At 67.3% G+C, this 25,954-nt stretch carries 16 protein-coding genes and 3 pseudogenes; 4 read left to right on the forward strand and 15 right to left on the reverse strand.

The window, feature by feature from the left end:
- The first annotated feature begins 30 nt into the window (after positions 1 to 30).
- From AC3ETA_RS21535 to AC3ETA_RS21545, 3 genes are all read left to right on the forward strand, one after another.
- Complete coding sequence (locus AC3ETA_RS21535) at positions 31 to 1,275, forward strand: sugar ABC transporter substrate-binding protein (protein ID WP_432194539.1); 1,245 nt, start codon at positions 31 to 33, stop codon at positions 1,273 to 1,275.
- A 201-nt stretch (positions 1,276 to 1,476) separates the two neighbouring features.
- The gene (locus AC3ETA_RS21540) at positions 1,477 to 2,463 is read left to right on the forward strand and encodes a carbohydrate ABC transporter permease (RefSeq protein ID WP_432194638.1); all 987 of its coding nucleotides are present in this window, start codon (positions 1,477 to 1,479) and stop codon (positions 2,461 to 2,463) included.
- Positions 2,460 to 3,359 carry a carbohydrate ABC transporter permease gene (locus AC3ETA_RS21545; protein WP_432194540.1) on the forward strand — a complete coding sequence of 300 codons (900 nt, stop codon included), beginning with the start codon at positions 2,460 to 2,462 and terminating at the stop codon, positions 3,357 to 3,359. The genes AC3ETA_RS21540 and AC3ETA_RS21545 overlap by 4 nt, the downstream gene beginning before the upstream one ends.
- A gap of 964 nt (positions 3,360 to 4,323) precedes the next feature.
- On the opposite strand, the gene AC3ETA_RS21550 is transcribed toward AC3ETA_RS21545, so the two are convergent.
- From AC3ETA_RS21550 to AC3ETA_RS21585, 8 genes and pseudogenes are all read right to left on the reverse strand, one after another.
- A complete protein-coding gene (locus tag AC3ETA_RS21550) occupies positions 4,324 to 6,393 on the reverse strand; it encodes an NPCBM/NEW2 domain-containing protein (protein WP_432194541.1) in 2,070 nt (689 codons plus the stop codon).
- Between the two features lie 125 nt (positions 6,394 to 6,518).
- The gene (locus AC3ETA_RS21555) at positions 6,519 to 7,106 is read right to left on the reverse strand and encodes a S1 family peptidase (protein WP_432194542.1); all 588 of its coding nucleotides are present in this window, start codon (positions 7,104 to 7,106) and stop codon (positions 6,519 to 6,521) included.
- Entirely contained in the window at positions 7,103 to 8,308 is a 1,206-nt protein-coding gene (locus AC3ETA_RS21560) for a UbiA family prenyltransferase (protein WP_432194543.1), read from the reverse strand. The genes AC3ETA_RS21555 and AC3ETA_RS21560 overlap by 4 nt, the downstream gene beginning before the upstream one ends.
- A pseudogene (locus AC3ETA_RS21565) lies at positions 8,305 to 9,427 on the reverse strand (inositol-3-phosphate synthase). Before AC3ETA_RS21565 ends, AC3ETA_RS21560 begins: the two are co-directional and overlap by 4 nt.
- Before the next feature lie 166 nt (positions 9,428 to 9,593).
- Entirely contained in the window at positions 9,594 to 9,734 is a 141-nt protein-coding gene (locus AC3ETA_RS21570; protein WP_432194544.1) for a hypothetical protein, read from the reverse strand.
- A gap of 18 nt (positions 9,735 to 9,752) precedes the next feature.
- Positions 9,753 to 12,674, reverse strand: a complete 2,922-nt coding sequence (locus tag AC3ETA_RS21575) for a PQQ-dependent sugar dehydrogenase (protein ID WP_432194545.1) — start codon at positions 12,672 to 12,674, stop codon at positions 9,753 to 9,755.
- Between the two features lie 583 nt (positions 12,675 to 13,257).
- The gene (locus AC3ETA_RS21580) at positions 13,258 to 14,532 is read right to left on the reverse strand and encodes a 3-keto-alpha-glucoside-1,2-lyase-like domain-containing protein (RefSeq protein ID WP_432194546.1); all 1,275 of its coding nucleotides are present in this window, start codon (positions 14,530 to 14,532) and stop codon (positions 13,258 to 13,260) included.
- Positions 14,523 to 14,647: pseudogene (locus AC3ETA_RS21585) on the reverse strand. The gene AC3ETA_RS21580 and the pseudogene AC3ETA_RS21585 overlap by 10 nt, the downstream one beginning before the upstream one ends.
- On the opposite strand from AC3ETA_RS21585, the gene AC3ETA_RS21590 reads away from it, so the two are divergent.
- A complete protein-coding gene (locus AC3ETA_RS21590) occupies positions 14,629 to 14,880 on the forward strand; it encodes a hypothetical protein (RefSeq protein WP_432194547.1) in 252 nt (83 codons plus the stop codon). The pseudogene AC3ETA_RS21585 and the gene AC3ETA_RS21590 overlap by 19 nt on opposite strands.
- Before the next feature lie 903 nt (positions 14,881 to 15,783).
- On the opposite strand, the pseudogene AC3ETA_RS21595 reads toward AC3ETA_RS21590, so the two are convergent.
- From AC3ETA_RS21595 to AC3ETA_RS21625, 7 genes and pseudogenes are all read right to left on the reverse strand, one after another.
- Positions 15,784 to 16,473 (reverse strand): annotated as a pseudogene (locus AC3ETA_RS21595) (PA14 domain-containing protein); the annotation flags it as partial.
- 111 nt (positions 16,474 to 16,584) lie between these two features.
- Positions 16,585 to 20,136, reverse strand: coding sequence for a ThuA domain-containing protein (locus tag AC3ETA_RS21600; protein ID WP_432194548.1), 3,552 nt, complete (start codon positions 20,134 to 20,136; stop codon positions 16,585 to 16,587).
- 84 nt (positions 20,137 to 20,220) lie between these two features.
- A complete protein-coding gene (locus AC3ETA_RS21605; RefSeq protein WP_432194549.1) occupies positions 20,221 to 21,057 on the reverse strand; it encodes a sugar phosphate isomerase/epimerase family protein in 837 nt (278 codons plus the stop codon).
- Positions 21,057 to 22,262: a substrate-binding domain-containing protein gene (locus AC3ETA_RS21610; protein ID WP_432194550.1), complete on the reverse strand. Its 1,206-nt coding sequence runs from the start codon at positions 22,260 to 22,262 to the stop codon at positions 21,057 to 21,059. Before AC3ETA_RS21610 ends, AC3ETA_RS21605 begins: the two co-directional genes overlap by 1 nt.
- Before the next feature lie 33 nt (positions 22,263 to 22,295).
- Complete coding sequence (locus AC3ETA_RS21615) at positions 22,296 to 23,324, reverse strand: ABC transporter permease (RefSeq protein ID WP_432194551.1); 1,029 nt, start codon at positions 23,322 to 23,324, stop codon at positions 22,296 to 22,298.
- On the reverse strand, positions 23,321 to 24,316 hold the full coding sequence (locus AC3ETA_RS21620; protein WP_384782205.1) for an ABC transporter permease: 996 nt from the start codon (positions 24,314 to 24,316) through the stop codon (positions 23,321 to 23,323). Before AC3ETA_RS21620 ends, AC3ETA_RS21615 begins: the two co-directional genes overlap by 4 nt.
- Positions 24,313 to 25,740, reverse strand: a complete 1,428-nt coding sequence (locus AC3ETA_RS21625; RefSeq protein WP_384782234.1) for a sugar ABC transporter ATP-binding protein — start codon at positions 25,738 to 25,740, stop codon at positions 24,313 to 24,315. The genes AC3ETA_RS21620 and AC3ETA_RS21625 overlap by 4 nt, the downstream gene beginning before the upstream one ends.
- Positions 25,741 to 25,954 lie beyond the last annotated feature (214 nt).

The following is a 25,954-nucleotide window of genomic DNA, read 5'->3' on the forward strand; positions in this document are numbered from 1 at the left end:
AAGTACCACACGTAACCCTCGGAGGAAGCAATGCGCAACCGTACGGCCGTAGCGGCCCTCGTCACATGTGCGGCCATGCTGGCCGCCACAGGCTGCTCGTCGAGTTTCGGCAGCGACAAGAAGACCACGCAGGACACCCGTGAGAAGCAGCACCTGACGGTGCTGATCGCCTCCTCGGGGGACGCGGAGACCAAGGCCGTCAAGGATGCGGCGGCGGCATGGGCCAAGCAGTCCGGCAACACGGTGACCGTCGACGTCGCCAAGGACGTCAACCAGCAGCTGGCCCAGTCCTTCGCCGGGCACAAGCCGCCGGACGCCTTCTACGTCAACTCCGACCAGTTCGCCAACTACGCCAAGGGCGGCTCTCTGTACGCCTACGGCGACCAGATCAAGGACGCGGACGACTTCTCCGTCCAGCTGCGCGCCTCCTTCACCCACGACGGCAAGCTGGTGTGCCTGCCCAAGGACACCTCCACTCTCGCCCTGGCGATCAACGACGACCTGTGGAAGAAGGCCGGGCTGACTGCGAAGGACTACCCGACCACCTGGGCCGAACTCAAGACCGTCGCCGCCAAGCTGACCAAGAGCGACGTCACCGGACTGGTCATCAACGGCGAGTACGCACGCGTCGGCGTCTTCATGAAACAGGCCGGCGGCTGGATAACCGACGCCGACCAGACGAAGATGACCGCCGACAGCACCCAGAACACCCAGGCCCTCGACTACGTGCAGTCGCTGCTGAAGTCCGGCTCCCTGAAGTACGCCAACCAGGTCGACACCAACTGGGGCGGCGAGGCCCTCGGCAAGGGCAAGGCCGCCATGACCATCGAGGGCAACTGGCTCACCGGCGGCATGAAAGCCGACTACCCGGACATGAAGTACACGGCGGTCCCGCTGCCCGCCGGCCCGGCCGGCCAGGGCACCCTCGCCTTCAGCCAGTGCTGGGGCGTGGCTCAGGACAGCGCCCACCGGGCAGCCGCCGTGGACCTGGTGAAGTACCTGACCAGCAGCACGCAGATGATGAAGAACGCGGACGCCTTCGGCGTGATGCCCTCCCGCACCAGCGCCCTTGCCGAGTACGCGAAGAAGTACCCCTCCGCCAAGGCGTGGGCCGACGCCACCGCTTACGCACAGGGCCCGGTGACCGTCGCGGGCTTCGACAAGGTGCTCACTCAGTTCAACACCGACCTCGCCGCGCTGAGCACCGGCGACCCGAAGAAGATCCTCGCCAACCTGCAGCGCAACGGCGAACCGGCCCTCACGACAGGCGAGTGAGCCAGCATGTTCCCGCGTACGTCACAGCACCCTCGCCCGGCCCCGCGTTCCCGCGCGGGCGGGGGTCCCCGTACGGTCGGCTCGCCGGGCGCACCTGACGCGCCCGGCGGCGTCGGCCCGGCCGCGGCGCCCCACGCCTTCCCTGCCCCGCGCGTGGGGCGCCGCGCCGAAGGAGCCTGGGGCTGGCTGTTCGTCAGCCCCATGGTGATCGTCCTCGGCCTGTTCCTCGTCCTGCCGACCCTGATGGCGCTGTGGGTGAGCCTGCTCAACTGGGACGGCCAGTCCAACCCCTTCAGCGGCCAGACGGACTTCGTCGGCCTCGACAACTACCGGGCCCTGCTCAGCCAGGACGGCCTCGACCGCACCCTCTTCGCGACCTCGCTGCGCAACAACCTCTACTACGTGCTGCTGACCGTGCCGTTGCAGACGATCCTCGCGCTGACGCTGGCGCTCGTCGTCAACCAGCGGATGCTGCGCGGCCGTAGCGCCCTGCGCACCGCGTTCTTCTTCCCCTCGGTCACCAGCTCGATCGCCGTCTCCACGATCTTCCTGTTCCTGTTCCAGGGCAGCGGAGCCGTCAACACCGTGCTGTCCTGGATCGGGATCAAGGGCCCGAACTGGTTCAACGACTCCCGCGGCGTGCTCTCCCTCCTCTTGGGCGGCCTCGGCATCGTCGACACCAGCCACCCCTCGGGCGCCCTCGCCGACCACTCGTTCATGGGACTGTCCTGGTTCGAGTGGCTGTCCGGGCCATCCGTGGCGATGTGCACGATCATCCTGCTCGCCGTGTGGACGACCTCGGGCACCTTCATGCTGATCTTCCTCGCCGCTCTCCAGGACATCCCGCGCGAACTGGAGGAGGCCGCCGCCATCGAGGGCGTCAGCCGCTTCCAGCTGCTGCGGTACGTGACCCTGCCCGCGCTGCGGCCCGTGCTCTTCCTTGTCCTCACCCTCGGACTGATCGGCACCTGGCAGGTCTTCGACCAGGTGTACGTCATGAGCCAGGGCGCCCCCGGCAACACCACCCTCACCCCGGCGTTCCTGTCATACTCCTCCGCCTTCGGCGACGCCGACTTCGGGCAGGGCGCGGCCATCGCCTTCATCCTGCTCACGCTGATCCTGACCATGACCGCCGTACAACGCTTCCTGCTCCGGGAGCGCACCCCCCGCACCCGGAGGAACCGATGAGCGCCAAGTCCCCGGCCGCCCGGGCGCAGGGCCATCCCGTGCTCGGCCGCTTCCCCCTCTCCCTGCGCGTCCTTGGTTACACGGCGGTGGCCGCGCTCGGCCTGCTGTACATCGTGCCGTTCGTGATCCAGCTGGTGACCGGGTTCAAGACGGACCCCGACGCGGCCGCCCACCCCCTCGGTCTGCTCCCCACCACCCCCACGACGGCCGCCTACCAGCGTCTGTTCGGCTTCAGCCAGGCCGGTGAGGGGGTACCGTTCCTGCGCTGGCTGGGCAACTCCGCCTTCGTCGCCGTCGTGGTCACCGCCGGACGCGTGCTGTTCGACTCGATGGCCGGCTACGCCCTGGCCCGCCTGCGCTTCCGTGGCCGTACCGTGCTGTTCGGCTTCATCCTCGCCGTCATGGCGGTACCCGGAGTGGCGCTGCTGATCCCCAGGTTCCTGGTCCTCAACAGCTTCGGCCTCTTCGACACATACACCGGCATGATCCTGCCGCTCATGGTGGACGCAGCCGGCATCTTCATCATGAAGCAGTTCTTCGAGTCGATCCCCCGGGAAGTGGAGGAGGCCGCCCGCGTCGACGGCGCCGGCGTCTTCCGTACCTTCTGGTCGATTGTGCTGCCGATGGCCCGACCCGCGCTGCTGACCCTGACCATCCTGTCCTTCCAGGGCTCGTGGAACGAGTTCACCCACTTCCTCGTGGCCACCCAGTCCAGCCAGTACGAAACCCTCACCACCGGCCTCGCCCGCCTCGTCTCCGGCGGTCTGGGCGGCGGCACGCAGTACCCCGTGAAACTGGCCGCAGCCCTGCTGGCCACCCTGCCCGTCGCCGCGCTGTTCTTCTGCTTCCAGCGCTACTTCGTCCAAGGCGCCAACGCCGGAGCCGTCAAGGAATAGCTCTCGGGCTCACCTTGAGCGCCGGGCCGCCCGACGGGTCGTGGCCGATGCCTGACACGGTCAGGTCCGGGCCACTGCACGCTCGGCGTGAGAACAGCTGGGAATCACACGCGCACCGTAACCCTGCGGCACCCAGTTCTCTTTCGGACTCAGGCAGTTCCCTATCGAATTGGCGTGTTGAAGCCGATGAAGGGGGGTGCGCTCGCGGTGAGTTGGCGTGTGTTCTGGGTACCGCCGGACGCAGTACGGGGCGGAGTTCGGGGCAGTGTCGTCGAGGGATGGGACAACCTGCCATTTCGCCAGGACGCAGGGTGGGCGTGACGGCCAGCGACCCCAACTTGCTGTCACCAGATCGCGGCTAGATCTCCTCCTGAGCCTGTGCTGCAGTCCGGTGCCTTCCGCCGCTACGAGGAGGAAACTCGCCGCAACTACGCCACGGACATCACGGCCCCGCAGCAGACTGCGTAACCTCATGCACTCGGTGTCGGATGCATTGGCGAACACGGTGGGCGGGCGCACACTGACCACGACCTCGCCGGGTGGACGGACGATGCTGACACCTCGATCGAACGCCCAGCGAGGGCCGTGTCAACGCCTCCCGCGACACACAGCCTCAACTCCCAAAACGCGCAGAACTTCTGGATACACGCTTAGACAATCCTCAGATCCAGCAGGAGCTTCGTGGCCTACCGGCCCCGACACACCCGCCGTAACCCACACGTGATCTTCGTCGCCAGCGCCGATCTGATCGGCCACAGAGCGTCTCAGCATCCGAGAACCCAAATCAGCCCTGTGCCAGCGGTTCCTGAATGACCTGTACGACTCTCAAGAGCGCCAGAACGGCACACGCTTTCAACAAGTGAAAGCGTGTGCCGTTATCTAAATCACCAGGACGAAGCGACGTCGATGGGGATTGCCAACTACACAAAGCCCGACGATGCCTGGTAATCCCGGTGTCCGCGGATCAGCTGAGGGTGATCTTGTCGAGGTCGGGTGCGTAGGCAGTGACGTTGTGGAACTTGATGGTGTTGGCGCCCGCCTGGAGCGGGACGGTGATGCTCTTTGTCGCCACGGACCACCAAGAGGTGCCGGTCAGGTCCACCTTGGTGTCCGGTCCGCCATTGACGCTGATGAAGAACGACCGGGCTCCGTCGAGCAGATAGTGGATGGTCAGAGTCTGGTTGCCGGTGGTGTTGGCGACGACGTTGGTGAAGGTCACGTGGTTGGCGGGGCCATTGCCGATGTCGCCCACCGTCGAACCGCCGGAACAGGCTGAGCAGGCCCGCAGGTTCGTCGTGCCGGCGCGGGTCGCGCTGGGGCCTTCGGCCTCGTACCCGGTGCCGCTGCCGCAGGTGAGCTTGGCGTCGGCCCAGTCGGCGTGGTCGTAGCCGATGTTGTCTCGGCCGTCGGTCGCTCGGAGTTCGAGCGTGTTGACGCCGCTGGTGGGCGCGGTGAGCGTGGTGGCTGCCTGGCCGCCTCGTTTCACGTCGCTGTGGGTGAGGAGTTTGCCGTCGCCGTAGACCTGGAAGCGAACGGATCCCTTGGTGCCGACCTCGCTGTCGACGCCGACCTGGGCGGTGAAGCGCTGGCAGGTCTTACCGAGCCAGTAGTGGATGCCGGAATCGGCGTGCGTCCCGACGCCGTTGGCGTAGGACGTTCCGCCGATGTTGAGGGTGTTGCCGTCGGCGGACTGGTTCTTGCGGGTGGTGCCCCATCCGGTTGAGGCGGCCAGCGGGGTCAGGTCTGCGATGTTGTGCGTGCCGGCGGTCAGCACCGTGGCGTTGGTTCCCGCACGGCTCATCCGGTACATCACGACGCCGTGCGACGGTACCTGGCCGGAGATGGTCCCGGTCGAGGTGGCCGTGGTTTTGCTCCACAAGTCCTTGAGGCCGTAGGACGAGGAACCGCCCAGGCCGACTTCGGCGGCCGAGGTCGTGATGGTCGTCGCGGCGCTCGACCGGTTGAACAGCACTACCGCGACAGACCCGTCCGACATGGGCTTGGCCCAGACCTGCCGGCCGCCGCCCAGGTCCCGCATCAGCCTGCCCTGTGAGCCGGCCCAGTCCTGGTCGACGGCGATGACGTCGGCGTTCTTGACGATCGCCTCGGCGTCTGGGGACATCTTGGTCAGGTCGTTGCCCAACAGCAGTGGGGAGTTCATCAGCGACCACAGCGAGAAGTGCGAACGATACTCGTCCTCGGTCAGCCCTTCGTTGCCGACCTCCAGCATGTCCATGTCGTTCCAAGTGCTGGGCCCCGAGAACACCTCCAGACCCTTCTGAGCGTCGATGATGTCCAGGACGCCCATCGGCGAACCCGTGTTGTTGTCGAGGAACCAGCGAGCGGTGATGTCATGGGTGGTCCGCCACTGACTCCCGCCGCTGGCCGCCCCCCATCCCTCCCAGGGGCTCCCCGCGCCCGAACTGCAAATGCTGAACACGATGTCTCGCCCGGTGGCTTTCAGGGCGTTGCCCATGGCCGTGTATCGCTTTTCGATGTTGTTGTTTGGGTCGCGCCCGCAGGTGTCGTATTTCAGCAGGTCCACACCCCAGGCCGCGAAGTCCTTCGCGTCCGTGGTCTCGTAACCCTCGCTACCGGGAAGTCCGGCACACGTCTTGCCGAGCGCCGCCTCGTAGATGCCGAACTTCATGCCCTTGCTGTGGACGTAGTCGGCCAGGGCCTTCATTCCGTCCGGGAACCTGACGGGGTCGGGCCGCAAGTGGCCGTTGGCGTCGCGGGTCGAGGCCATCCAGCAATCGTCGACGTTCACGTACTTGTACCCGAGCTTGTCCAGACCGCGGCTGACGATCTGATCGGCCGCGTCCTTGATGTTCTGCTGCGTGACTCTGCACTCGAAGTGGTTCCAGCTGTTCCATCCCATCGTCGGAGCGGCCAGCGGCGCGACGGGCGTGCTCGCGGCAGCGGACGCCGTCGCCGCGCCGAAACCGATGGGCACACCGGCCAGCACGCCGACGAGCAGGGCAAGCCCACCCAACGCCGAGATGATCGATCTTGCCTTCCTTTTGCGCTTCATTACTAGGTCTTCTTCCGTAGGCAGCGGGAGGCTGACGGAGGGGTCTCCGTCAGCGGGTGTGGACGCCCAGCGCCGTCGCCCGCGCGGTGTGGGCCATCTTCACCGGAGGCGCCGTTCATGACCGGTCACACGCCGGAGATCTCCTTGATCCACTGCCGGTGAACGAGGAGGTTCACGTGGTACGCGTGATGCCCGACGGCGTAGTGCACGCCGACCTGCTTGCCGTCGACGAAGACAGGACCGCCGGAGTCGCCGCCCTGGGTATTGCCGTTGATGCGATCCGCTGAAATCCCGTGATCCACCCCCACAACTCGCATGTCGGCCACCCTCAGCTTGTTGCCGTAGCCCCAGCCGAAGACCTGTTCCGTGTCGCCCACGTTGACCTTGTCGCCGAGCTGGGCGAAGGTGACGTTCACCGGCCGCTCCAGCTCCAGCAGGGCGAGATCGGCCCTGTCATTGAGGTGGATGCTCTTGCTCTTGACGACTTCAGCGTGATCGGTATCGACGTTCCCGACCGCCACTTCGGCGTATGTCATTCCTTCGTCGACGCAGTGCTTCGCGGTCAGCACCCAGGTCGGGCTGATCACGGATCCCGTGCAGCCGAAGGCCACTCGTACGGCCCCAGGGGTCGAACCGGCCTCCCTGCCGTCGACGATCCCGCTTGCTTGCGGGGCGGCGACCATTCCGGCCGCGATGACCCCGAGGGTCGTCACGGACAGGATTCCGCCAACTCGCTTTGCTCGCATTGCTCTTCCTTCCAGCACATTGTCCTGGCCATGACAGTTCGATCCGAGGGTGAACCCCTGCGGAGAGTCTTGGCTTGCCACTCGGTTCGTTGGCGGCGAGGGCTCGCTCGCCTGAGGAGCTGGGCAGGCAACGCCCCATGACTCCTGCGGGGTGAAGTGACCCGCCGCCCGATGGTGGACAGCAGCCAACCGCGGCGGTCGGAGAGCCGCGAGGTCGTTGCCATGATGGGAGCCGCACGTGAGTTGGCCATCGGCGGCCAGGCCGTGTGGCTCGCCTCGTGTCCACGCCTGTTCACTTCCTCCCTCGTCCCCGTGCGTGCCATCGGAGACCGCACTGGCACCAGCCGATCTGACATCCGCGTGTTCCCTGAGCGGGGTGGGCCGCGCGAGTCTTGCCGTGTTGCCAATTCGTTACACTGGAGTGAACTTGACGCGCTGGCCGGTCCGGTCTCCCGCGCCGTCGGGGCCGTTCCACCCTCGCGGGTGGTGCCTGCTGATTGTGTTCGCAGCGGTGGTGTCGCTGCTGGCCCGTCAGGTCCGGGCCGTGGCCACGGCCGCCGGGCAGTCCGGACACGAACCAGTCCCCGCAGGCGCGGCCGGGGTCTAAGCGCGTATCCAGAAGTACTGCGCGTATTGGGAGTTGAGGTCGCGATAGAGGGCGCGTACGAAGAGGTCGGGGGCGTCCGGGTCGAGCCGCTCACGGCGGGGTGGCGGAGTCTGCCCCCGACCGCAGCCGCTCCGAGCAGCAGGTCCAGGCCGCGGGCCGCGCCCATCGCCGGCGGACCTGCGCTCGTGTGCTTGAGTTTCAGGTCGTACGCCCAGACCGTGGCGGCCAGAGCACCGGCAACCGTCGCCGCCGACCGCCCGGCCGTGGCGCCGAGCACGAGCCCGGCCCCGGTGAGCCCGACCGCCGCCGCCAGGGCCGCGCGGGGCCATATCCGCCCGGAGGGGAGAGGGCGGTGAGGGCGCTCCCGCGCGCCCTCACCGCGGTCGGTGAAGTCGTTGAGAGCCATGCCGGCCTCATAGAGGCAGAGCGAGCAGCCGATGGCGCGCACGGCGCGCCAGTCGACCTGCTCGCCTGCGGACGTCGCCCTGGCGACGACGTCCCCCGGTACGGTGAACAGAGCTGAGATGCGCAGCAGTTCCGCCCAGTCCCGCAGGGTGCTCACGAGCTCGCCGCCGCACGCAGTCGCTGCGCGAATCCGAGCAGCGCCATGTATTGCTCCGTCAGCGAGGAGGACGCTCCGGGGTCGGGGTCCTTGAAGTAGAACCCCAGCTCGGGCAGAGGTCCGGTCAGGCCTACCTCGTGGGCCCGGGCGAGCAGTCGGGCCAGATCGAGCACGAGGGGCGCTGCGAGGGCGGAGTCGCAGCCTTGCCAGATGGTCTGCAACACCATTCGGGTGCCGAGGAACCCTTCGAAGGCGATGTGATCCCAGGCGGTCTTCCAGTCGCCCATCGACGGCACGTCGTCGATGGGGACGCCGCCCTCCGGCGTGGCGCCGAGTGTGTCGGCGAGCACCCGTTCCTTGCCCGCGTTCTTCACGGCGGCCGCGTCGGGGTCGGCCAGTGCTGCCCCGTCTCCCCCGCCGAGCAGGTTGCTGCCCGACCAGGACCGCACCGCGAGCGACCTCTGGGCGAACATCGGCCCGAGCACGGACCGCAGCAGCGTCTGCCCGGTCTTGCCGTCCCGTCCGGCCACCGGCACCTCGTACCGCGTGTCGAGCGCCGGGTGGTGCAGTCCCGTGGAGGGCGTGAAGTACACGTACGACGCCTCCGCTCGCAGGGCCGCGGCCGCGTACAGCGAGCTGGCCGGCAGCCGTGTGTCCCGTCGCGCGGGGCGGGTTCGGTGGAGACGACGTTGACGACGACGCACCGGGCAAGGCTGTTGCGCATCCGGAAGGCGACGATGTCCTCGGCGAATCGGCTGATCAGTTCGTGGTCGTCGCGCAGATCGCCCCCGACCCGGGCCCCCGGCGCGTACCTCGGCTTCCGCCGCGGCGAGTTCCCCCCCGTACGGCCGCGGTCATGTCGTGGGGCAGGACCCCTTCCGCGGCCAGTTGCTCGGCTCGTTTCGGCAGCGGGCAGGACACCACGTCGTGCCCGCCGAAGACGAGCGATTCGAGTGCGGGCAGTCCGCAGTCGGCGAAGGGCGGCGTGAGGGTGACCATCCCGGTGGGAGGCCGTAGTCCGCTCGCGATGGCCGCGCAGCCGACGACGACTGTGGTTGCGACGGCTCCGCGGGCTCCGATCAGCCAGTTCCCGGTACTTGGCGGTGGGGTTGTGGTCATCGCGAGCGCCTCCCTGCCGGGTTCGTGCGTGTGCTGAGTGGATGGCCCGTGCCGGGGGACGACGATTCACCCCCGGCACGGACCCGTTGTGGGGCGGAGATCCGCCGGGCCCGCCCAGGAGCACGCCCGCGTTGCGCGAACGTGGCTCCCGGGCCGGGTCTGTGGACTACAAAACCTTGTACGCCGGGTCCGCGGCGACCCGCGCCGCAGCCGCCGCCGACGTGGCGGATGCGACCGCCGGGGAGGCCGCCACGCACAGCAGCGCGCCCGAGAACCAGCAAGCGGCCTTGGTGACTTTCATGCGCATGATGTCGTGCCTCCTTTCCTACGGCAGGGTCCACTGCTGGTTGGACTTGGCATGGCAGGTCCACAAGTGGACACGGGTGCCGTCTCCCGAGGTGGTGCCATCGGCATCGAGGCACTTGGCCGAGTGCGGATTGCGGACGGTGCCGTCGCCCTGCGGCTCCCACACCTGGGCGGGAGTGTCGTTGCACTTGAAGAGCTGGACCTTGGTCCCGTCGTCGGTGCCCCTGTCCTTGACGTCGAGGCACTTGCCGAGCGCGCGAACCGTGCCGTCACCGGGCAGCGTCCATGCCTGGGCAGGGTTGTTGTTGCCGCAGCCGTAGAGCTGGACCTGCGTCCCGTCGGCGGAGTTGCCCCCCGCCACGTCCAGGCACTTGCCACCCACGCCCTTGATCGCGCCGGTGCGGGCGCCGGCCGCCGCCCCCGTCGTGAACTCGAAGTCGTCGAGTTCGAAGAGATCCTTACCGCTCTCGCCCTTGAAGACCAGGTAAAGCGTGGTGCCTTCGGCGGGCGGACCGTTGAGGTCGGTGGAGACATCGGTGAACTTCTCCCAGCCACCGGTCACCGGGACCTTGGCTGAGCCGAGCAGCTTGCCGTCGGCTGCCCCCGCGCGGACCTCCAGTGTTCCGCCGGCGCCCGCCGAGGAGACCCGGGCGGTCAGCTTGGTGGCGTTGCTGAGGTTGTACGGCCTGTAGGCGACCCAGCTGCCGTCACGGATGGAGCCGACGGTCTTCCCGCCGCGCGCTTGGCCGTGGTCGACGACCTTGACGTCACGGGACTCGCTGTAGTGCTCGGCCTGCCACTGACGGGGCTTGAGCTCGGCGGTCTTCGTGGTGTCGTCGCTCTCGTAGGGCTCGCCGCTCGGGAGCGTGTAGTTGTACTTGGCGGCGATTCCCAGAGTGACATTCTCGTCGAGCCCGTGACCCGACTCCGAAGGGGTGCGCAAGGTGCCCTCGCAACCGTTGGCCCTGGTTGCGGGGTGACCGTGACGGTTGTGCTTCACAACAGAGCTGACTTCGACCTTCGCGCAGGCGGTCTGCTGACCCTCGGGGCCGTTGACCTCCACCTTGAAGGGTATTTCGTCGCCGTACTTGAACAACTGTCCCTCACGGGGCAGCTGGAGCTTCACCGTCGGCTTGGGTCCGACGATGACCCGCATGGAGGCGGAGTGCTCGCGGCCCGTGCCGTCCTTGACAGTCACCGAGGCGGAGTAGACGCCGTTCTTCTCGTAGGTGTGCGACGGGTTGGGCTCAGTCGACTTGCCGCCGTCGCCGAAGTCCCAGGCGTACGTCAACTGGCCGCCATCCGCGTCCGAGGTCCCCTCGGAGGAGAACGTGACCTTCAACGGACCGTTCTCGCCGCCTCCGCCCTTGTCGGCTTTGATCTCGGCGACCGGTGTGTGGCCGTTTGCGGTGTTCTCGATCCGGTACAAGGCGGAGTTGTCGTCACCGCCGAACCACTTCGTGCCGTAGTCGAGGACATACAGCGCCCCGTCGGGGCCGAAGTCCATGTCCATGACCGAAGTGCCCGACCAGGGGAAGGCGTTGGCCGACTGGACCGCCCCGTCGGCGCCCTGCTTGATGTTCTTGATCCATCTCCTGCTGAACTCGCCCGCGAAGAAGTCTCCGTCGTACTCCTTGGGGAACTTCACCGGAGAGTTCAGGTTGGCGTCATAGCGGTAGACCGGGCCGGCCATCGGGCCTTCCTCGCTGCTCTGCCCGAAATCGAGGTTGGTCGACCCTGACTTTGCCGTGTTTCCGGAGTACCAGATCCAGGCGGGCTCCGCCTTCGGCAGCTCGATCCGCCCAGTGTTGCGTGGTGACTCATTCTTGGGCGCGGCGCAGTCGAAGGCCCCCTTCGTGCCGCCGGTGGCCAAGTCACGGTCGATGTAGGCCTGGTTCTCGGCGACGCAGTACGGCCAGCCGTAGTTGCCGGGCTTGGTGATGCGGTCGAACTCGACCGTTCCCGCGGGCCCCAGGTTGGGAGCGGCGCCGGTCGCATCGGGGCCGTAGTCTCCGACGTAGATGGTGCCGGTGGCCTGGTCGACGCTCATCCGGAAGGGGTTGCGCAGTCCCATGGCGTAGATCTCGGGCCGGGTCTTGTCGTCCTTGTCGTCTGCCTCGGGGAAGAGGTTGCCGTCGGGGACGGTGTACCCCGAGCCGTCCTCGGCGACCTTGATCCGCAGAATCTTGCCACGCAGGTCGTTGGTATTGGCGGCCGTTCGCTGAGCGTCGAACATGGGGTTACGGTTCGCCCGCTCGTCGATCGGCGCGTAGCCGCTGGTGGCCCCACCGGGGCTGGAGTTGTCACCGGTCGACAGGTACAGGTTGCCCTGCGCGTCGAAGTCGAGGTCGCCACCGACGTGGCAGCAGGTGCCGCGGGTACTGGGGACGGTGAGGATCGTCTTCTCGCTGCCCTTGTCCAAGGTCCCGTCCGCCTTGAGGACGAAGCGGGAAAGCCGGTAGCCGTCCTTCTTCTCGTAGGGCTCGAAGTCGCGGGCCGAACCCTCTTCGGGGGCCTCTCCTTCCGGCACGGTACGGTCGAGCGGCGCGTAGTAGAGGTAGATGGCGCGGTTCTGCTCGAAGTTGGGGTCGACGGCGACGCCCTGGAGGCCCTCCTCCTTGTAGGTATAGACATCGAGCTGGCCTGCGAACTTGGTGATGCCCGCGGCGTTGGTCAGCCGGAGAGTGCCGCTTCGCGAAGTATGCAGCACGGACCGGTCGGGCAGCACCGCGATGCTCATCGGCTCGCCCAGCTCCCATACGCCCTTGGCCAGGGGGACTTGAGCGAAGTTCGGGTCGGCGGCAGCAGCGGCCTGGGTTTCGTGGCCGGCGTGCCCCTCGTGGGCGCCGGCTGCTGTGGCTGTACCCACCGAGAGCAGCAGCCCGGCGAACAGGGCTACGCCTCTGTGGCGTGGTGTGTGGAGGGTGCGTTCTCTATGCACGGCCCTGCCTTCGTGTGAGGGGTGGCATGCGGCACCCGTGGGTGCACGGCAAGTGGGGGGTAAATTCGTCCGGAACGTAACCCTCATTTTCTGTTTGCGAAAGACCTTGCAAGGTAGAGGAGTTAGCTTTTTCCGGTACGAGGACAAAACACTTTCAGGCACGCCGGAATACCTGCTGGCCATTGCTTTTTCAGCGGGGTGTGCGCTGCGGAGAACCGCCCTTTAGCCGCGCAAAAACCCGAACGCGGCGGCTGTTCAGGCAGCATTCGGTACCGCCCGAGTTCTTCCTCTCTGGCCACAGTTCCGGTATGGCTCCCGAACAGAGTCGCGCTCAAGCATCTGACGAGGCCTGGGGCTCAGCGTTGATGCGCAACCCGCGAAGGTTGTGTCACCCCTGAGAAGCGCCGGGGCGACCGTCCCTCCCGCTCCATTACTCATTCGTCACCGAAGCTGCGGGGATGCACGACGCTCATCCCGGAAGAAGAGACCCAGACACGTGAGCGATGAGCGTCCCACGAGGGTGTCCGGGGCGAACGCCCGAGAGGCCGGGTGACGATAGAACCGTCACCCGGCCTTCGGTGGATCAGGCTATGGGCTCAATCCAGATGTTGCGGAATCGGGGGTTCTCGCCCGGGTCGCCGTGATCCTGCAGGCGGATCGAGGCAGGCGATGGCCCTTCCTCGATGCTGCCGCCGGTGACCCCGTCGATGGCTACGTCCTTGTGGACCACTTCACCGTTCCACTTCACGGTCACCCGCGCGTCGTCGACCTTCTTGCCGTCACTGTTGTAACGCGCCGCACGGAACGTGATGTCGTACGTCTGCCATGTGCCCGGGGCAGTCGCCATGTTGCGGTCCGCCGCCCGCTTCGAATAGATGCCACCAGCCTCGTTGGACGTCAACGTGGTGTCACCGTAGGAGTCCAGTACCTGAATCTCGTAGCGCTCCTGGAGGTACACACCGCTGTTACCGCGCTGCTGTCCGGTGACGTCCGACGGGTAGTTCGGCTCCAGCCACTCGGCGTGCAACTTGAAGTCGCCGAACTTCTGCTTGGTGCGGATGTCCCCGCCGGCGGACTCCATGGAGCCGTTGGCGATCGGCCATGTCGCCGCGCCACCAGTTGTCTTCTCCCATGCGTCCAAGTTCCCGCCGTTGAACAAGTCGATCCGCTGCGCCTTGGCCACGGTGAGGTGATCGAGATTGACGTGTCCGCTGTCGTCGCCGTCCCTCTTGTAGGTGATGGTGTTCGCGCCCGCCTTGAGGTCCAGCGCTTCCACCTGTGTGGCCCACTTATCCCAGGAACCGGTGTCGGCGAGCCGTACCTGCTTCACCTTGGTGCCGTTCACGTAGACGCTGATCGTCTTGGTCCCGGTGAAAGGGTGCGAACCGTTCGAGTAACGCAGACCGACGTTGTACGTGCCGGCCGACTCGGCGTTCACGGTGAACTGCGTGCTCGCCCCCGCGGTCCCGTAGCCGGCCACGAAGCCGCTGCCCGTGTAGCCCTGGTGGTCCCGCATCTCCGTCGCGCCACCGCTGAGTTGCGCGCTCTCGGCTTCGTACCTGGGATCCGTACCTGAACCGTTCGGGGTCGCGTTGAGCGTGTACCAGGCTTCGGTGCTCCACAGCGACTGCCCGGACTCGGAGCTGAACGGACGCGGCGAACGAACGTGCACGACGTGTCCCGGCTTGAGATCCGCGATCTTGACCGTCGCCTTCTTACGGTCTGCGGACAGCGTCGCAGAATCGACCGAAAGCGACTTTTCGTCAACCTTCGGCCCCCCGTAGCCCGCAGTCGGCTCGTACCGCCACTGCTTCACCTTGTACTTGTCCTTCAGCCCGTTCGCGGTCTCGGCGGACAACGGTTGGGTGTACTCGAACTCGAACCCGCCGTCCACCGCGCGCATCGCCTTGATGTCGAAGGCGTTGCCCTCACCGGGCGTCAGCTTCTGCAGACCGTGGTTGAGCTTGCCCGCCTGGCCCCAGTTGCCGCCGCCGCCTATGCCGCCCGCGTAGATGGCACCGTCCGGTCCGACGCTGATCCGGTTGATGCCGGCCTCAAGCCCTTGCGTGAAACGGAACACTGCGCCCTGGTACTCACCGTTGACCTTCTCCAGGAACGCCCGCTGGATGCCGCCGTAGGTCACGTCACCGATCAGCATCTGCCCGGCGAACGGGCCTTCCTTCAGGTGGATCGGGTTGCTCGGTGAGTTCCCGATCTCGTTCTGCGGCAGCCACAGCACCGGCTGTGTCACCGGCTTGTCGTCGAACGGGCCTGCGGGATTGGTGTAGTGGTTGAAGAACCGTCCCGGCTTGATGTGCACCAGCTTCGACGCGGGCAGCCAGCCTCCCTGGTTGTCGGTGGCGAAGATCCCGTCCTCCGGGCCCCAGCCGATTCCGTTGGGGGTGCGCAGACCGCCTGCGAGGTATTCCACGTTGCCGGTCTCTTTGTTCACCTTGATGGTGGTGCCCCGGTTCTTCGCCGGCTGCGGGTCGGTAGTGGCGCCGCCAAAGTTGATGGACACGGACGTGTTGAGATAGAAGTGCCCGTCCTTGTACAGCAGCCCGAACGCGAACTCGTGGAAGTTCCCACCGTACGGCCAGGTGGCCACGGTCCGAAGGTCGTCGGCGACCTCGTCGCCGTTGGTGTCGTTCAGCTCCACCAGCCGGGACTTCTCCGACACGTAGAGCTTGCCGTCCACGTACTTGATGCCCATGGGCTCCTGCAAGCCGGAGGCAATCTTCTTCGTCGTCACCCGATCCGGCGCTGTGGTGCCGGTGACGTGGTCCAGGAGGTAGACCTCGCCGAGCTTCTTCTCCGAGCCGCCCCATGTGGTGATGGCGAGTCGGCCGTCCGGCAGCCAGTCCATCCCGCCGACCTGCGGCTCGAAACCCGAGGGTCGCAGGTTGGTGAGCTTGTAGTCAGGGTGCACCGCATTCAGCGGCATACCGTCGCCGGGTTCATCGCTCCCACCGGCGCATTCCTTGCGGCCTGGTGCGGTCACGCGCACCACGTCCTTGTCGGTGCTCAGAACCGACTGCGGCACGAGCTCGAACTGGGATGATCCCGGCTTCCGCCACTCCAGCTTGAGCTGCTGGCCGAACAAGTGGTCGAAGTGGTCGATGCGCAGCGAGTGGTGGCCGGCGGCGAGGTCGATCGTGCCGTCCTTCGATGTCGCGGGGTGACGGCCGTCGTTCTCGATGACCTTGCTGCCGCCGATGGTCAGCCGAGCACCGTCGTCGCTGGTGAGCCGGAACGTGTGGGAGCCCGCCGTGGAGATGTTGATGTTGGCGATGACCTCGGTGACGAACTTGTCGGTCAGTCCGAAGTCGGCGGCGGACGTCCAGTCGACGGTGGACATCAGCTTGTCGACGTTCGGTGTCTGCCCCGGCTTCAGCGTGCACATACCGGACAGCTCTACGCCGACGTCATAGGTCCGCAGGGTGACACCGGGTGTCTGTTCCGGCAGGTCCTCGGCAGCACGCGCCGGCGAGACGAAGCTCGACAGCGCGACGGCGAACAGGCTGAGGGCCACGATGGGCGTACGTCGTCGGACAGTTGCGGGCGACAGCGGCCTGGCCGCTTTCGATATCGCTCCAGGGCGTCCACGGAGGACGGGTGGCCATGTCACCCTGCCCCTGGGGTCTCGATGTCGTCTGAGCAGCATCCGCGTTTTCCTTTCGGTTGAGTGGTTCCGCCGGCGGCGGCCGCAATTCGCTCTTGGACACGACGAGGACGACCACCGGCCTCTGCACCGCCGCACGGGGAGTTGACCCCGCGGCCGCCCCGGTGGAACGTCCATGGCAGCGGGGGGAGCCAGACGTTCTCTCAGGGGAGGAGCGACCGCGGGGGGTCTGTGGACGCAGGGGTCACGACCGGGGTGCCCGCTGTGCCGGGCACCCCGATCACCGGCTCAGTCCAGCTTGGTGAGCCTCCACTGCTGGTTGGTGCCGTTGTTGCAGCTGTACTGCTCGAGCTGGGCCGCGTCCCTGGCGAAGGCGGGCACGTCCAGGCACTTGCCGCTGTTCACCGACACGACCTTCCAGGCACCCGAGCCCGCGGACTCCAGCCGCCACTGCTGGTTGCTCGCGCCGCCGCGGCAGGCGTACTGGACGATCTTTGCCTTGTCGTCCTTGCTCGCACCCTGGACGTCCATGCACTTGTCGCTGTGCTTGGCGGTCAGGGTGTAGGCCCCGTTGCCCGCCGAGGTGACCAGCCACTTCTCGTTGTCACTGCCGGTGCTCGGCCACTGGATGACCTTCGCCAGGTCGTCCTTGCTGAAACCGGCGACGTTGGCGAGCTGGTTGCTGTGCACGGACGTCAGGCTGTAGTGATGCCCCGGCTCGATGTCGCCACCGCCTCCCGGCGTCCCGACTCCGGCACCGTGGAAGGTGATCGAGTCGAGGTCGAAGGGCCCGGCGACCGGTGACTTGAACACCGCGTACAGGGTGTCCGTGTCACCGGAGGCGTTCACCGGAACGGCCGGCAGGGAGACGTAGTTGTTCCATCCTCCGGTGCTCGGGATCTTCTGGCTGGCCACCAGCGGGCCGGTGGCCGATCCGGTGTGCAGTTCGATCGAGCCGCCGCTGTCCGCGGGCGAGGCCACCCGGAACGACACGGAGGTGATGTTCTTGAGACTGAGCGGCTTGAAAGCGACCCAGTCGTTGTTGGAGATGTCGCCGATGCGCTTGCCGTTCTCCGCCCCGCTCTGTTCGACGATGCGGATCCCGGAGGAGTCGCTGAAGTGCTCGGCCTGCTTGTGCATCGGGTGGAGCATGACGCTCGCCGAGCCTTCAAGGCCCCCCTTGTCGGTGTACTTCGCTGTCAGGACGTGGAAGAACTTGGCGGTGTCGTCATGCCCCCCGCTGTTGGTGGGGAACGAGCCGGTGCAGCCATTCTTCGTGGCCACGTCGTGGCTGTGCTCGTCATGGCCGATCGCGTAGAGCACGGACACCTTGGAGCAGTCGATCGCGGTGCCGTCCTCGGGATCGGTGACCTTCACCTTGTAGTGGACCGTGTTGTTCGCCGCGAGGAACCCGCCGTTGGGCGGATCCTCGAAGGTGACGACCGGTCGCGTGTTGCCGACGGCGACCTCGACGGTCGCCGAGCCGGTCTTTCCGCCCGGGTCCTTCACCGTGAGCCGTGCAGTGTACTTGCCGTTGGCCGAGTACGTGTGCGTCGGGTTGGCGTCGGTGGAATCGGTGGTGCCGTTCCCGTCGAAGTCCCACGCGTGGGTCAGGGCGTCGCCGTCCGGGTCGGAGGATCCGGCCGAGGAGAACTCGACCTGCAGGGGTGACTGCCCGGAGTCAGGGGTGGCCTTGGCCTTCGCCAGCGGGGCCCGGTTGCCGCCGGTGATGTAGTCGACCCGGTAGACGCCGTCGTCGGAGTGGTCCTCGAACCAGCCCTTGCCCCAATCCAGGTAGTACAGCGCTCCGTCGGGACCGAAGTCCATGTCCATGGGCGACTTGAGGTTGAGGCCGGGCACGAAGTTGTTGATCTTCAGGAGGTCGCCGCTGCCGTCCAGCCGCATCTCGCGGATGTAGTCGCGGCTCCACTCGAAGAAGAACGGTGTCTTGTCGTAGTACTGGGGGAACTTGCGGTCGGAGGTGCTCGCGGCGTCGTAGTGGTAGAAGGGTCCGCCCATGGGGGCGGCGCCGCCGCTGGTGCCCATCTCCGGATAGGGCGAGCCGGCGTGGTAGTCGTACCAGACGGTCGCGGGCTTGGCCGCCGGCAGGTTCGTCAGGCCGGTGTTGTTGGGCGATTCGTTGACCGGGGCGGCGCAGTTGAACTTCGCGCCCGAGGTGTTGGTGGCGAAGTTGTAGTCGTTGAAGGGGGTGTTGTCGCCGATGCAGTACGGCCAGCCGTAGTTGCCGGGGCCCTTGACCAGGCTCCACTCGACAATGCCCTCGGGCCCGCGGTTGGGGTTGGCGCTGCCGGCGTCGGGCCCGTAGTCCGCGGCGGAGATCCAGCCGTTCACCGGGTCCACGTTGAACCGGAACGGGTTGCGCCAGCCCATCACGTAGATCTCCGGCTTGGTCTTTGCGGTGCCGGGCGGGAACATGTTCCCCTCCGGGATCGTGTAACCGCCGTTCTCCTCGGGGTGGATCCGCAGGATCTTGCCGCGCAGGTCGTTGGTGTTGGCGGAGGTCCCCTGGGCGTCGAACCGCTCGCGGCCCGCCCGCTCGTCGATGGGGGTGTACCCGCCGGACTCCGAGGGCTTGACGTCGTCGCCGACGCCTATGTAGAGGTTGCCGCCGGGGCCGAACTCGATGTTCCCGCCGCTGTGTCCGGGCTCGGGGTTGCGCCAGGCCGGGATCTCGATGATGTCCTTCTTGCTGGCCATGTCCAGCTCGGTCCCGGCCGCGTTGAGCGTGAACCGCGAGACCCGGACGATCTCGGAGCTGCCGGCGGGTGAGTAGTTGATGTAGACGCGCTTGTTGGTGGCGAAGCCCGGGTCGGCGGCGATGCCGAGCACCCCGTCCTCACCGCCGGTGTAGACGTTCAGCGTGGCCACGGTGGTGGTCTTGCTGACCCCGTCCACCGTCTTGATCATCTTGACCTTGCCGAGCCGCTCGACATAGAAGACGGTGCCGTCCGCGGCGACGTCCAGTGCCATCGGCTGGGCCGGCTGGCTGTCGATGGTGACCTTCTGGAAGCGGTCGGCCACGGTGCCGCCGCAGTCTCCGGGCTCAGCACCGGAGGCCCACTCGATACCGCCGAGCACGTGCTTCTTGAAGTTCTCTTCCAAGTACGTCGACGCCGTGTGCCCCATCGCGGTGGCCCAGACCTTGCCGCCCTCGGCCTGACGGCACCAGGAGATCGGATGGTCGTGGCCCATCTTGGACGGTCCCGCGTCGTACGTCGTCTCGTCGGCGGAGACCAGCACGTGCGCGTCGCCGCGGAAGTTGCGGTCGAAGTTGTACCACTCCTCGGTGCGCTCCCACCGGTCCGGCAGGCCCTTGGTGGAGGGATGCACCTGGTCGGCGACCTTCGCCGTGCCCTTGAGGGTCGCCGAGTGCGCGGTCATGTGAGCGCCGCCCATGAGGAGTTGGTCCCACCACGGGAACTGACTCTCGACGTTCATGTCGGTGGTGTTGTGGATGGCGACGACGCCCTTGCCGCTGCGCACATAGTTCTGCATGGCTGTGCGCTGGGCCTCGGTGTCCCAGACCATGCCGGAGTTCTGGAGCATGATGATGGCGTCGAAGCCCGCCAGGTCCGTCGCGTTGAAGATCGCCGAGTCCTCGCTCTTGACGACCTTGAAGCCGTCTGCCGCGGCCAGGTCCTCGACCATCTTGATCCCGGCAGGGATCGAGTCGTGCCGGTACGCGCCGGCGGCGGTCTTGGTGAACAGCAGCACCCGGACGTCGTCGTGTGCGGAGGCGGGATATGCCTGGAGCATCAGGAGGGACAGCATGGCCGCGAGGGCGGCCGATAGTGCACGGATCAATACTGATCTGCGCATGCGGGTTTACCTTTCAGGGAGGGATCCGCCGCCCCGGTCCGGGCCCCCGGGCCGAAGCGGCCAGCTCGGCGACTCCGAGCTGCACTAGATCCGCGTCAAGGCGCGGAGGAATGCCAGGCCGTCCGTAGCCAGGGCATCCTGTGTCGGCGCGAGGGGGCGCCAGACGGAGGCGGCCGTCGCGATCGTGGCGTTGTCAGCCGTGAAGGATTCGATGACGAGCGGGCCCTGATATCCGCTGTCGTCGACGGCCGAGGCGAAGCCGGTCCAGTCGAAGTGGTCGGCGCCGGGGGTGCCCCGGTCGGTCCCGCACACCTGAAGGTGAGCGATCCGGCCGCCCGCCGCGCGGACCGCCGCGACGGGATCGGCCTCCTCGATGTTCAGGTGGTACGTGTCCAGCAGCAGCCCGCACTCCTCGGGCAGGGCGTCCAGGGCCTGCCCGACGGTGTTGATGACGCTGGTCTCGTACCGGTTGAGGGGTTCGACTCCGATCCGTACGCCGCGCTCGCCCGCGTAGGCCACGACCGGCTTGAGGTTCTCGCGCAGCTCGGCGTAGACGGCCTTGCGCTCGGCGGCGTCCATCCGCCAGGTGCGCCCGACCGAGGCGTAGGCCGGTCCGCTGACCGCCGGGGCTCCGACCGTCACGGCGACGTCGACGCAGTGCCGTAGATAGTCCTGGGTCTCGGCGACGGCAGGGGAGGCGACCAGTTCCCGGCCCGGTGGCATCACCAGGACGACCGAGGCGGCCAGGCCAAGACCGCTCAGCAGCACGGCCGTCTCCTCAGGGTCCCAGTCCCCCCGGTGCTCCACTGGGAGTTCGATCACGTCGAACCCCCAGTGGGCGATCCGGGGCGCCAGTTCACGCAGGGACTCGTCGGTCAGCGGCGAGGTCCAGACCCATGTGTTGACGCCGAGGGGCCGCATTACTCCTTGCCACCCCACTTCTTCGGGTAGCCGGGCATCTCCTCGCACCCGCACAGGGCGTAGTGCAGGGGCGGCATCCCGGGCTTCAGATAGGTGGAGAGGTTCTCCTGGGTGATCTTCGGCTGGGGCAGGTTCCAGACCTTGGGGACCTGCTCACCCTTGAGGAGCTTGAGAGCGGCGATGACGGGCGTGCGCCACTGGTAGGTGGGGTACGTCGGGGCGATCGCCGTGAGGTCCGAGTCCTTCCACTTCTGCAGGAAGTCCTGCTGGTCCTCACCGTTGATCGGCGGCACGGGCAGGCCCGCGTCCTCGAACGCCTCGACGGCGGCGACCGCGGTGGCGCCGGCGTCCATCCAGATGCCGTCGATCTTGCCTTCGCGCTGGATGTAGTCGCTGACGATGGACTTGGTCTTGGCCGCGTCTCCGTCGGTGAACTCGACTCCGACGACGTCGAGGTCGGACTTGTCCAACGCCACCTTGGCGGCCGACCAGCGGGTCTCCAGTACGTCCACACCGGGCAGGATCCGCAGGGCGATGATCTTGCCCTTGGGCTCGACCTTGTCGATCAGGAACTCCGCCGCGTCCGCGCCGAAGGCGTAGCCGCCGATGGGCTTGATGAAGGTCACCGGGCAGTCGGTGTCCACGCCGCGGTCGAACACGATGACCGGCACCTTCGGACAGGCCCCGGTGACCGCCGGGGTGAGCGTCGCGGTGGTGTTGGGAGAGACGATCAGCGCGTCGCAGTCCTTGCCCTGCAGCTCGGCGATGTCGGAGATCTGCTTGTCGTCCTTGCCCTCGGCGTCAAGGGCGGTGAAGGACGCGATCTCCTTGTGCAGAGCGGCCTCCGCCTGCATGGTCTTCCAACCCACCTGCCGCCAGGGGTTGTTCACGGCCGCGTTGGAGAAGCACAGCTTGTACGGGCCGTCCTTCTTGTACTTGGCGGTGTCGACCATCTCCGGGTCGATCATCTGCTCCCAGGGCTTGCCCTGCGGACCCTGCGGGGTCTTCGACCGCATCGCCAACTGGGCCTCGTAGTCAGCCTGGTTGAAGAACTTCGAATGGGCGCCGGTGTTGTTCTCCTCGCCGGACGAGGCCGAGGCTGAGGAAGACGCCGACGCGTTGGGCTTGTCACTGGAGCAGGCCGCCAGCGGCAACAGCGCGGTCAGGGCCAGGCCCATGAGGAGGGGTCTGGGTGGAACTCTCATGATCTACCTTCCGGTCTTGCAGGTGACGGTGAGTCAGGAAGCGGGCGAGCGGCGCGGAAGCTGCACGGCTCCCAGGGCGACCGCGGCGATGAGGATGGCGCCCTGCACGGTGTATTCCAGGGCTCCCGAGATGCCGTGCAGATTGAGCAGCGTGAAGAGGGCTTCGAGGGTGAAGGCTCCGGCGAGGGCCGCTGTGATCGAGCCGCGGCCGCCGCCGAGGACGACTCCGCCGAGCACGACCGCGGTGATGGCCTGGAACTCCAGCCCTTGGCCGACCTGGGCGGAGACGCCGGCGAAGCCACCGAGCAGGATGGCGCAGATCGCGGCGGACATCCCGGACAGCGCGAACGCCGTGATCCTGACCCGGTGGATCCGTACGCCGGACAGCGCGGCGGCACGGTGATTGTCGCCTGTGGCGACGAGGCGGCGGCCGAAGCCGGCCCGCATCAAGAGCACGACGCCGACGGTGATGACCGCCAGGATGACCACCGACCACGGCACCGGGCCGAGATCGCCCCGCCCGAACCGCCGGAACTCTTCGGACAGGGCGCCTCGCGGTGCCCCGTCGGTCCACAGGAAGACCGCCCCGGAGAGGATCAGCATCATCCCGAGCGTCGCGATGAACGAAGACACTCTCAGCAGCGTGGTGATGAGACCGTTGACCAGGCCCACCAAGGCGCCGAGCGCCAGGAGCAGCAGGAGGACGGGCCATGTCGCGGAGGCGTCTCCATCGATCAGCCGGGCGGCGATGACCACTTCGGCGGTGACCAGGGAGCCGACCGACAGGTCGAACTCACCGGAGACGATGACGAAGTACTGCCCGGCCGCGAGGATCGCCAGTGGCGCGGCCCTTTTGACGAAGGCGAGGAATCCCTCAGCCTCCAGGAAGTACGAGTTCGAGGCGGCGATGGCGATCAGCAGGATCGCGAGGACGACGAAGACGGGCAGGTTGCGTGGCGCGGGCAGGACGCTCCTCAGCTCACCGAGGCGACGGCGGCCCTCGCGCTGTGCGGGCGGCTGGTCGTCCGTCTGCCGTTGAACGGTCCAGCTGGGTGGTGTCATTTCGACCGCCTTCCTCGGGCGTAGACCGCCAGAGCGGCGACGATCACGACGCCGCGCACGACGTCCTTGGCGAAGGAGTTCACCTCGAGCTGGTTGAAGACGCTGTCGAGCACGGCCAGGACGAGCACGCCGCCGACCGTCCCGGCGACGCCGCCGCGTCCGCCCGCCAGGGCGGTTCCGCCCAGCACGACGGCCGCGATGGACTCCAGGTCGTAGCCGCCGTCGGTGCCGACGGTCGGGGCGCCCGCGCCGAGGCGGGCGGCCAGCAGTAGCCCTGCGGCGCCGGCGCACAGCGAGCAGAGCACGTGGGTGGCCACGATGATCCGGTCAGTACGCACCCCCGACAGCCGGGCGACTTCCGGGTCGCCTCCTACCGCGTAGATCCGGAATCCGAGTGTGGTCCGGCGCAGCAGGAGGATCGCCGCGATGGCGATGCCGGCCCAGAGCAGGGCCGATACCGGGATCGGTCCGATCCGGTCGTAGCCCAGCCGCTGGAACGAGGTGGGCACGCTACCGGCGGGGCCGTCGTAGCGGTCGTCGAGGATGCCCCGGATGATCAGGGCGACGCCGAGGGTCGCGATGAACGCGTGCACTTTCAGCTTGGTGATGACCAGCCCGTTGACCAGGCCCACCAGGGCGCTCAGCACGAGCACGGCGCCGATCCCGGCGAGGACTCCGTACTCGGCCATGGTCTCCGCCGCCACCAGGGAGGTGAGGCTGATGAGATAGGCGACGGACAGGTCGAGCGAGCCGGCGAGGATCGCGAGGGTCTGTCCGACCGCCACGATGCCCAGCGCCGCGGAGCGCTGCTGGATCCCCACCAGGCTGTCCTGGCTGAACAGTTGGCCGCCGTCGGCGTTGACGAGGATCCAGCCGACGGCTGCGACCACCGCCAGCGCGATGAAGACGGGTCGTGCCGGGCTGTCCGCGGCGATCTTCCGCACAGTGGCGTTCCGTACCGGCGGGCGCAGGGCCTTGGTCGGTTGGCTCATGACGCCGCCGCCAGCTGCATGACCGCTGTCTCCGAGGAGCCCGCGGGCAGGTGGCCGGCGATCCGGCCGTCCCGCAGGACGACGATCCGGTCGCTCATGCCGATGAGTTCTGGGAGTTCGGAGGAGATGAGGAGGACGGCCATCCCATCCTCGGCGAGTTCACGGACGAGTTCGTGGATGGCGGCCTTGGCCCCCACGTCCACCCCGCGCGTCGGCTCGTCGAAGAGCAGCACTTTCGGGGCGACGGTCAGCCACTTCGCCAGTACGACCTTCTGCTGGTTGCCGCCCGAGAGGTAGCGGACCTCCTTGCCGGGGTCGGGTGGAGCCAGCCGCACTCGGGTGAGCAGGTCCAGCACCGCGCCCTTGTACCGGCCGCGGGTGGTACGGGCGACGAGCAGGGCGTTGTCCTTGACGGACTGGTGCAGGGCGAGGCCCTCGGCCTTGCGGTCCTCGGTGACCAGGCCGATTCCGGCCGCGATGCCGTCGCGTGCGCTCCTGGTCCGCCGCGGGTCCATCTCGCCGCGGGTGAACGGCTCGGCTCCGAACAGTGCCTTCACCAGCTCGGTGCGCCCGGAACCCTGCAGTCCGGCCAGCCCTACGATCTCCCCGGCCCGCAGGTCCAGGTCGATCCCGTCGAGCCGCGCATTGCCACCACCGCGGACCGACAGCAACACGCGTCCGGGTGCGGCGGTCGCGCGGGGCGGGTAGTAGTCGCCCAGTTCGCGGCCGACCATCAGCTCCACGAGCCGGTTGGTGTTCAGCCAGGCGGCTGCCTCGGTGGTGACCTTCGCTCCGTCCTTCAACACGGTGATCTGGTCGGCCAGTTCAAAGATCTCCCGCAGGCGGTGCGAGATGTAGAGCACGGAGATGCCGCGCTGCCGCAACTCGCGGACGAGCCGGTAAAGCAGTTCCACCTCGTGCTCCGCCAGGGCCGCGGTCGGCTCGTCCATGACCACGATCCGGGCGTCCAGCGTCAGGGCTTTGACGATCTCCACGACCTGCTGCTGCGCCACCGAGAGCCGGCGGACCAGGTCACGCGGCCCGAACGACTCCTCCCCCAGGGAGGCCAGAAGTTCGGCCGTGGCCTCATCCATCGCGGCTCGGTCGACCAGGCCCCGGCGCACCGGCTCCCGGCCGAGGAAGACGTTCTCCGCCACCGTGCGCTCCGGCAGCAGCGTGAACTCCTGGTAGATGATGGCCACTCCGGCCCGCTGTGCCGCCAGCGGATGCGCGAAGGACACCTCCTGACCGTTGATCTCGATCCGTCCTTCGTCGGGGCTGTGCACGCCGGCGAGGATCTTCATCAGCGTGGACTTGCCCGCGCCGTTCTCCCCGACGATGGCGTGCACCTCGCCCGCCTCGACTTCGAGGTCGATCCCCTTCAGAACGCGCACCCCGAGGAAGCTCTTGCCGATGCCCGTCATCTTCAGCACGGCAGCCGCCAGGCACCGAACTCAGTGGAAGCGGCGGCCCCCGTGCGCCGCGCCCCAATCTCCCGGACCGTTCGGGCGTGCGCCCGTTCCATGAACCCGTTTCCAATGATGCCCATCCGAAGATCCGAAGATGAGCGGTGTTTCATCAGCATGACGCGCACATTAGGACTTACTTCCGTTAGAAGTCAACGGACTAACGACAGTT

It is taken from the genome of Streptomyces sp. bgisy027 (genome assembly GCF_057710365.1).

Excerpts from the sequence above, each read along its gene's own strand:
- AC3ETA_RS21615 (WP_432194551.1), bottom strand. The coding sequence starts at position 23,324 with ATGACACCACCCAGCTGGACCGTTCAACGGCAGACGGACGACCAGCCG.
- AC3ETA_RS21620 (WP_384782205.1), bottom strand. The coding sequence starts at position 24,316 with ATGAGCCAACCGACCAAGGCCCTGCGCCCGCCGGTACGGAACGCCACT.
- AC3ETA_RS21545 (WP_432194540.1), top strand. The coding sequence starts at position 2,460 with ATGAGCGCCAAGTCCCCGGCCGCCCGGGCGCAGGGCCATCCCGTGCTC.
- AC3ETA_RS21535 (WP_432194539.1), top strand. The coding sequence starts at position 31 with ATGCGCAACCGTACGGCCGTAGCGGCCCTCGTCACATGTGCGGCCATG.
- AC3ETA_RS21610 (WP_432194550.1), bottom strand. The coding sequence starts at position 22,262 with ATGAGAGTTCCACCCAGACCCCTCCTCATGGGCCTGGCCCTGACCGCG.
- AC3ETA_RS21605 (WP_432194549.1), bottom strand. The coding sequence starts at position 21,057 with ATGCGGCCCCTCGGCGTCAACACATGGGTCTGGACCTCGCCGCTGACC.
- AC3ETA_RS21550 (WP_432194541.1), bottom strand. The coding sequence starts at position 6,393 with ATGAAGCGCAAAAGGAAGGCAAGATCGATCATCTCGGCGTTGGGTGGG.
- AC3ETA_RS21540 (WP_432194638.1), top strand. The coding sequence starts at position 1,477 with ATGGTGATCGTCCTCGGCCTGTTCCTCGTCCTGCCGACCCTGATGGCG.
- AC3ETA_RS21600 (WP_432194548.1), bottom strand. The coding sequence starts at position 20,136 with ATGCGCAGATCAGTATTGATCCGTGCACTATCGGCCGCCCTCGCGGCC.
- AC3ETA_RS21570 (WP_432194544.1), bottom strand. The coding sequence starts at position 9,734 with ATGCGCATGAAAGTCACCAAGGCCGCTTGCTGGTTCTCGGGCGCGCTG.
- AC3ETA_RS21625 (WP_384782234.1), bottom strand. The coding sequence starts at position 25,740 with ATGACGGGCATCGGCAAGAGCTTCCTCGGGGTGCGCGTTCTGAAGGGG.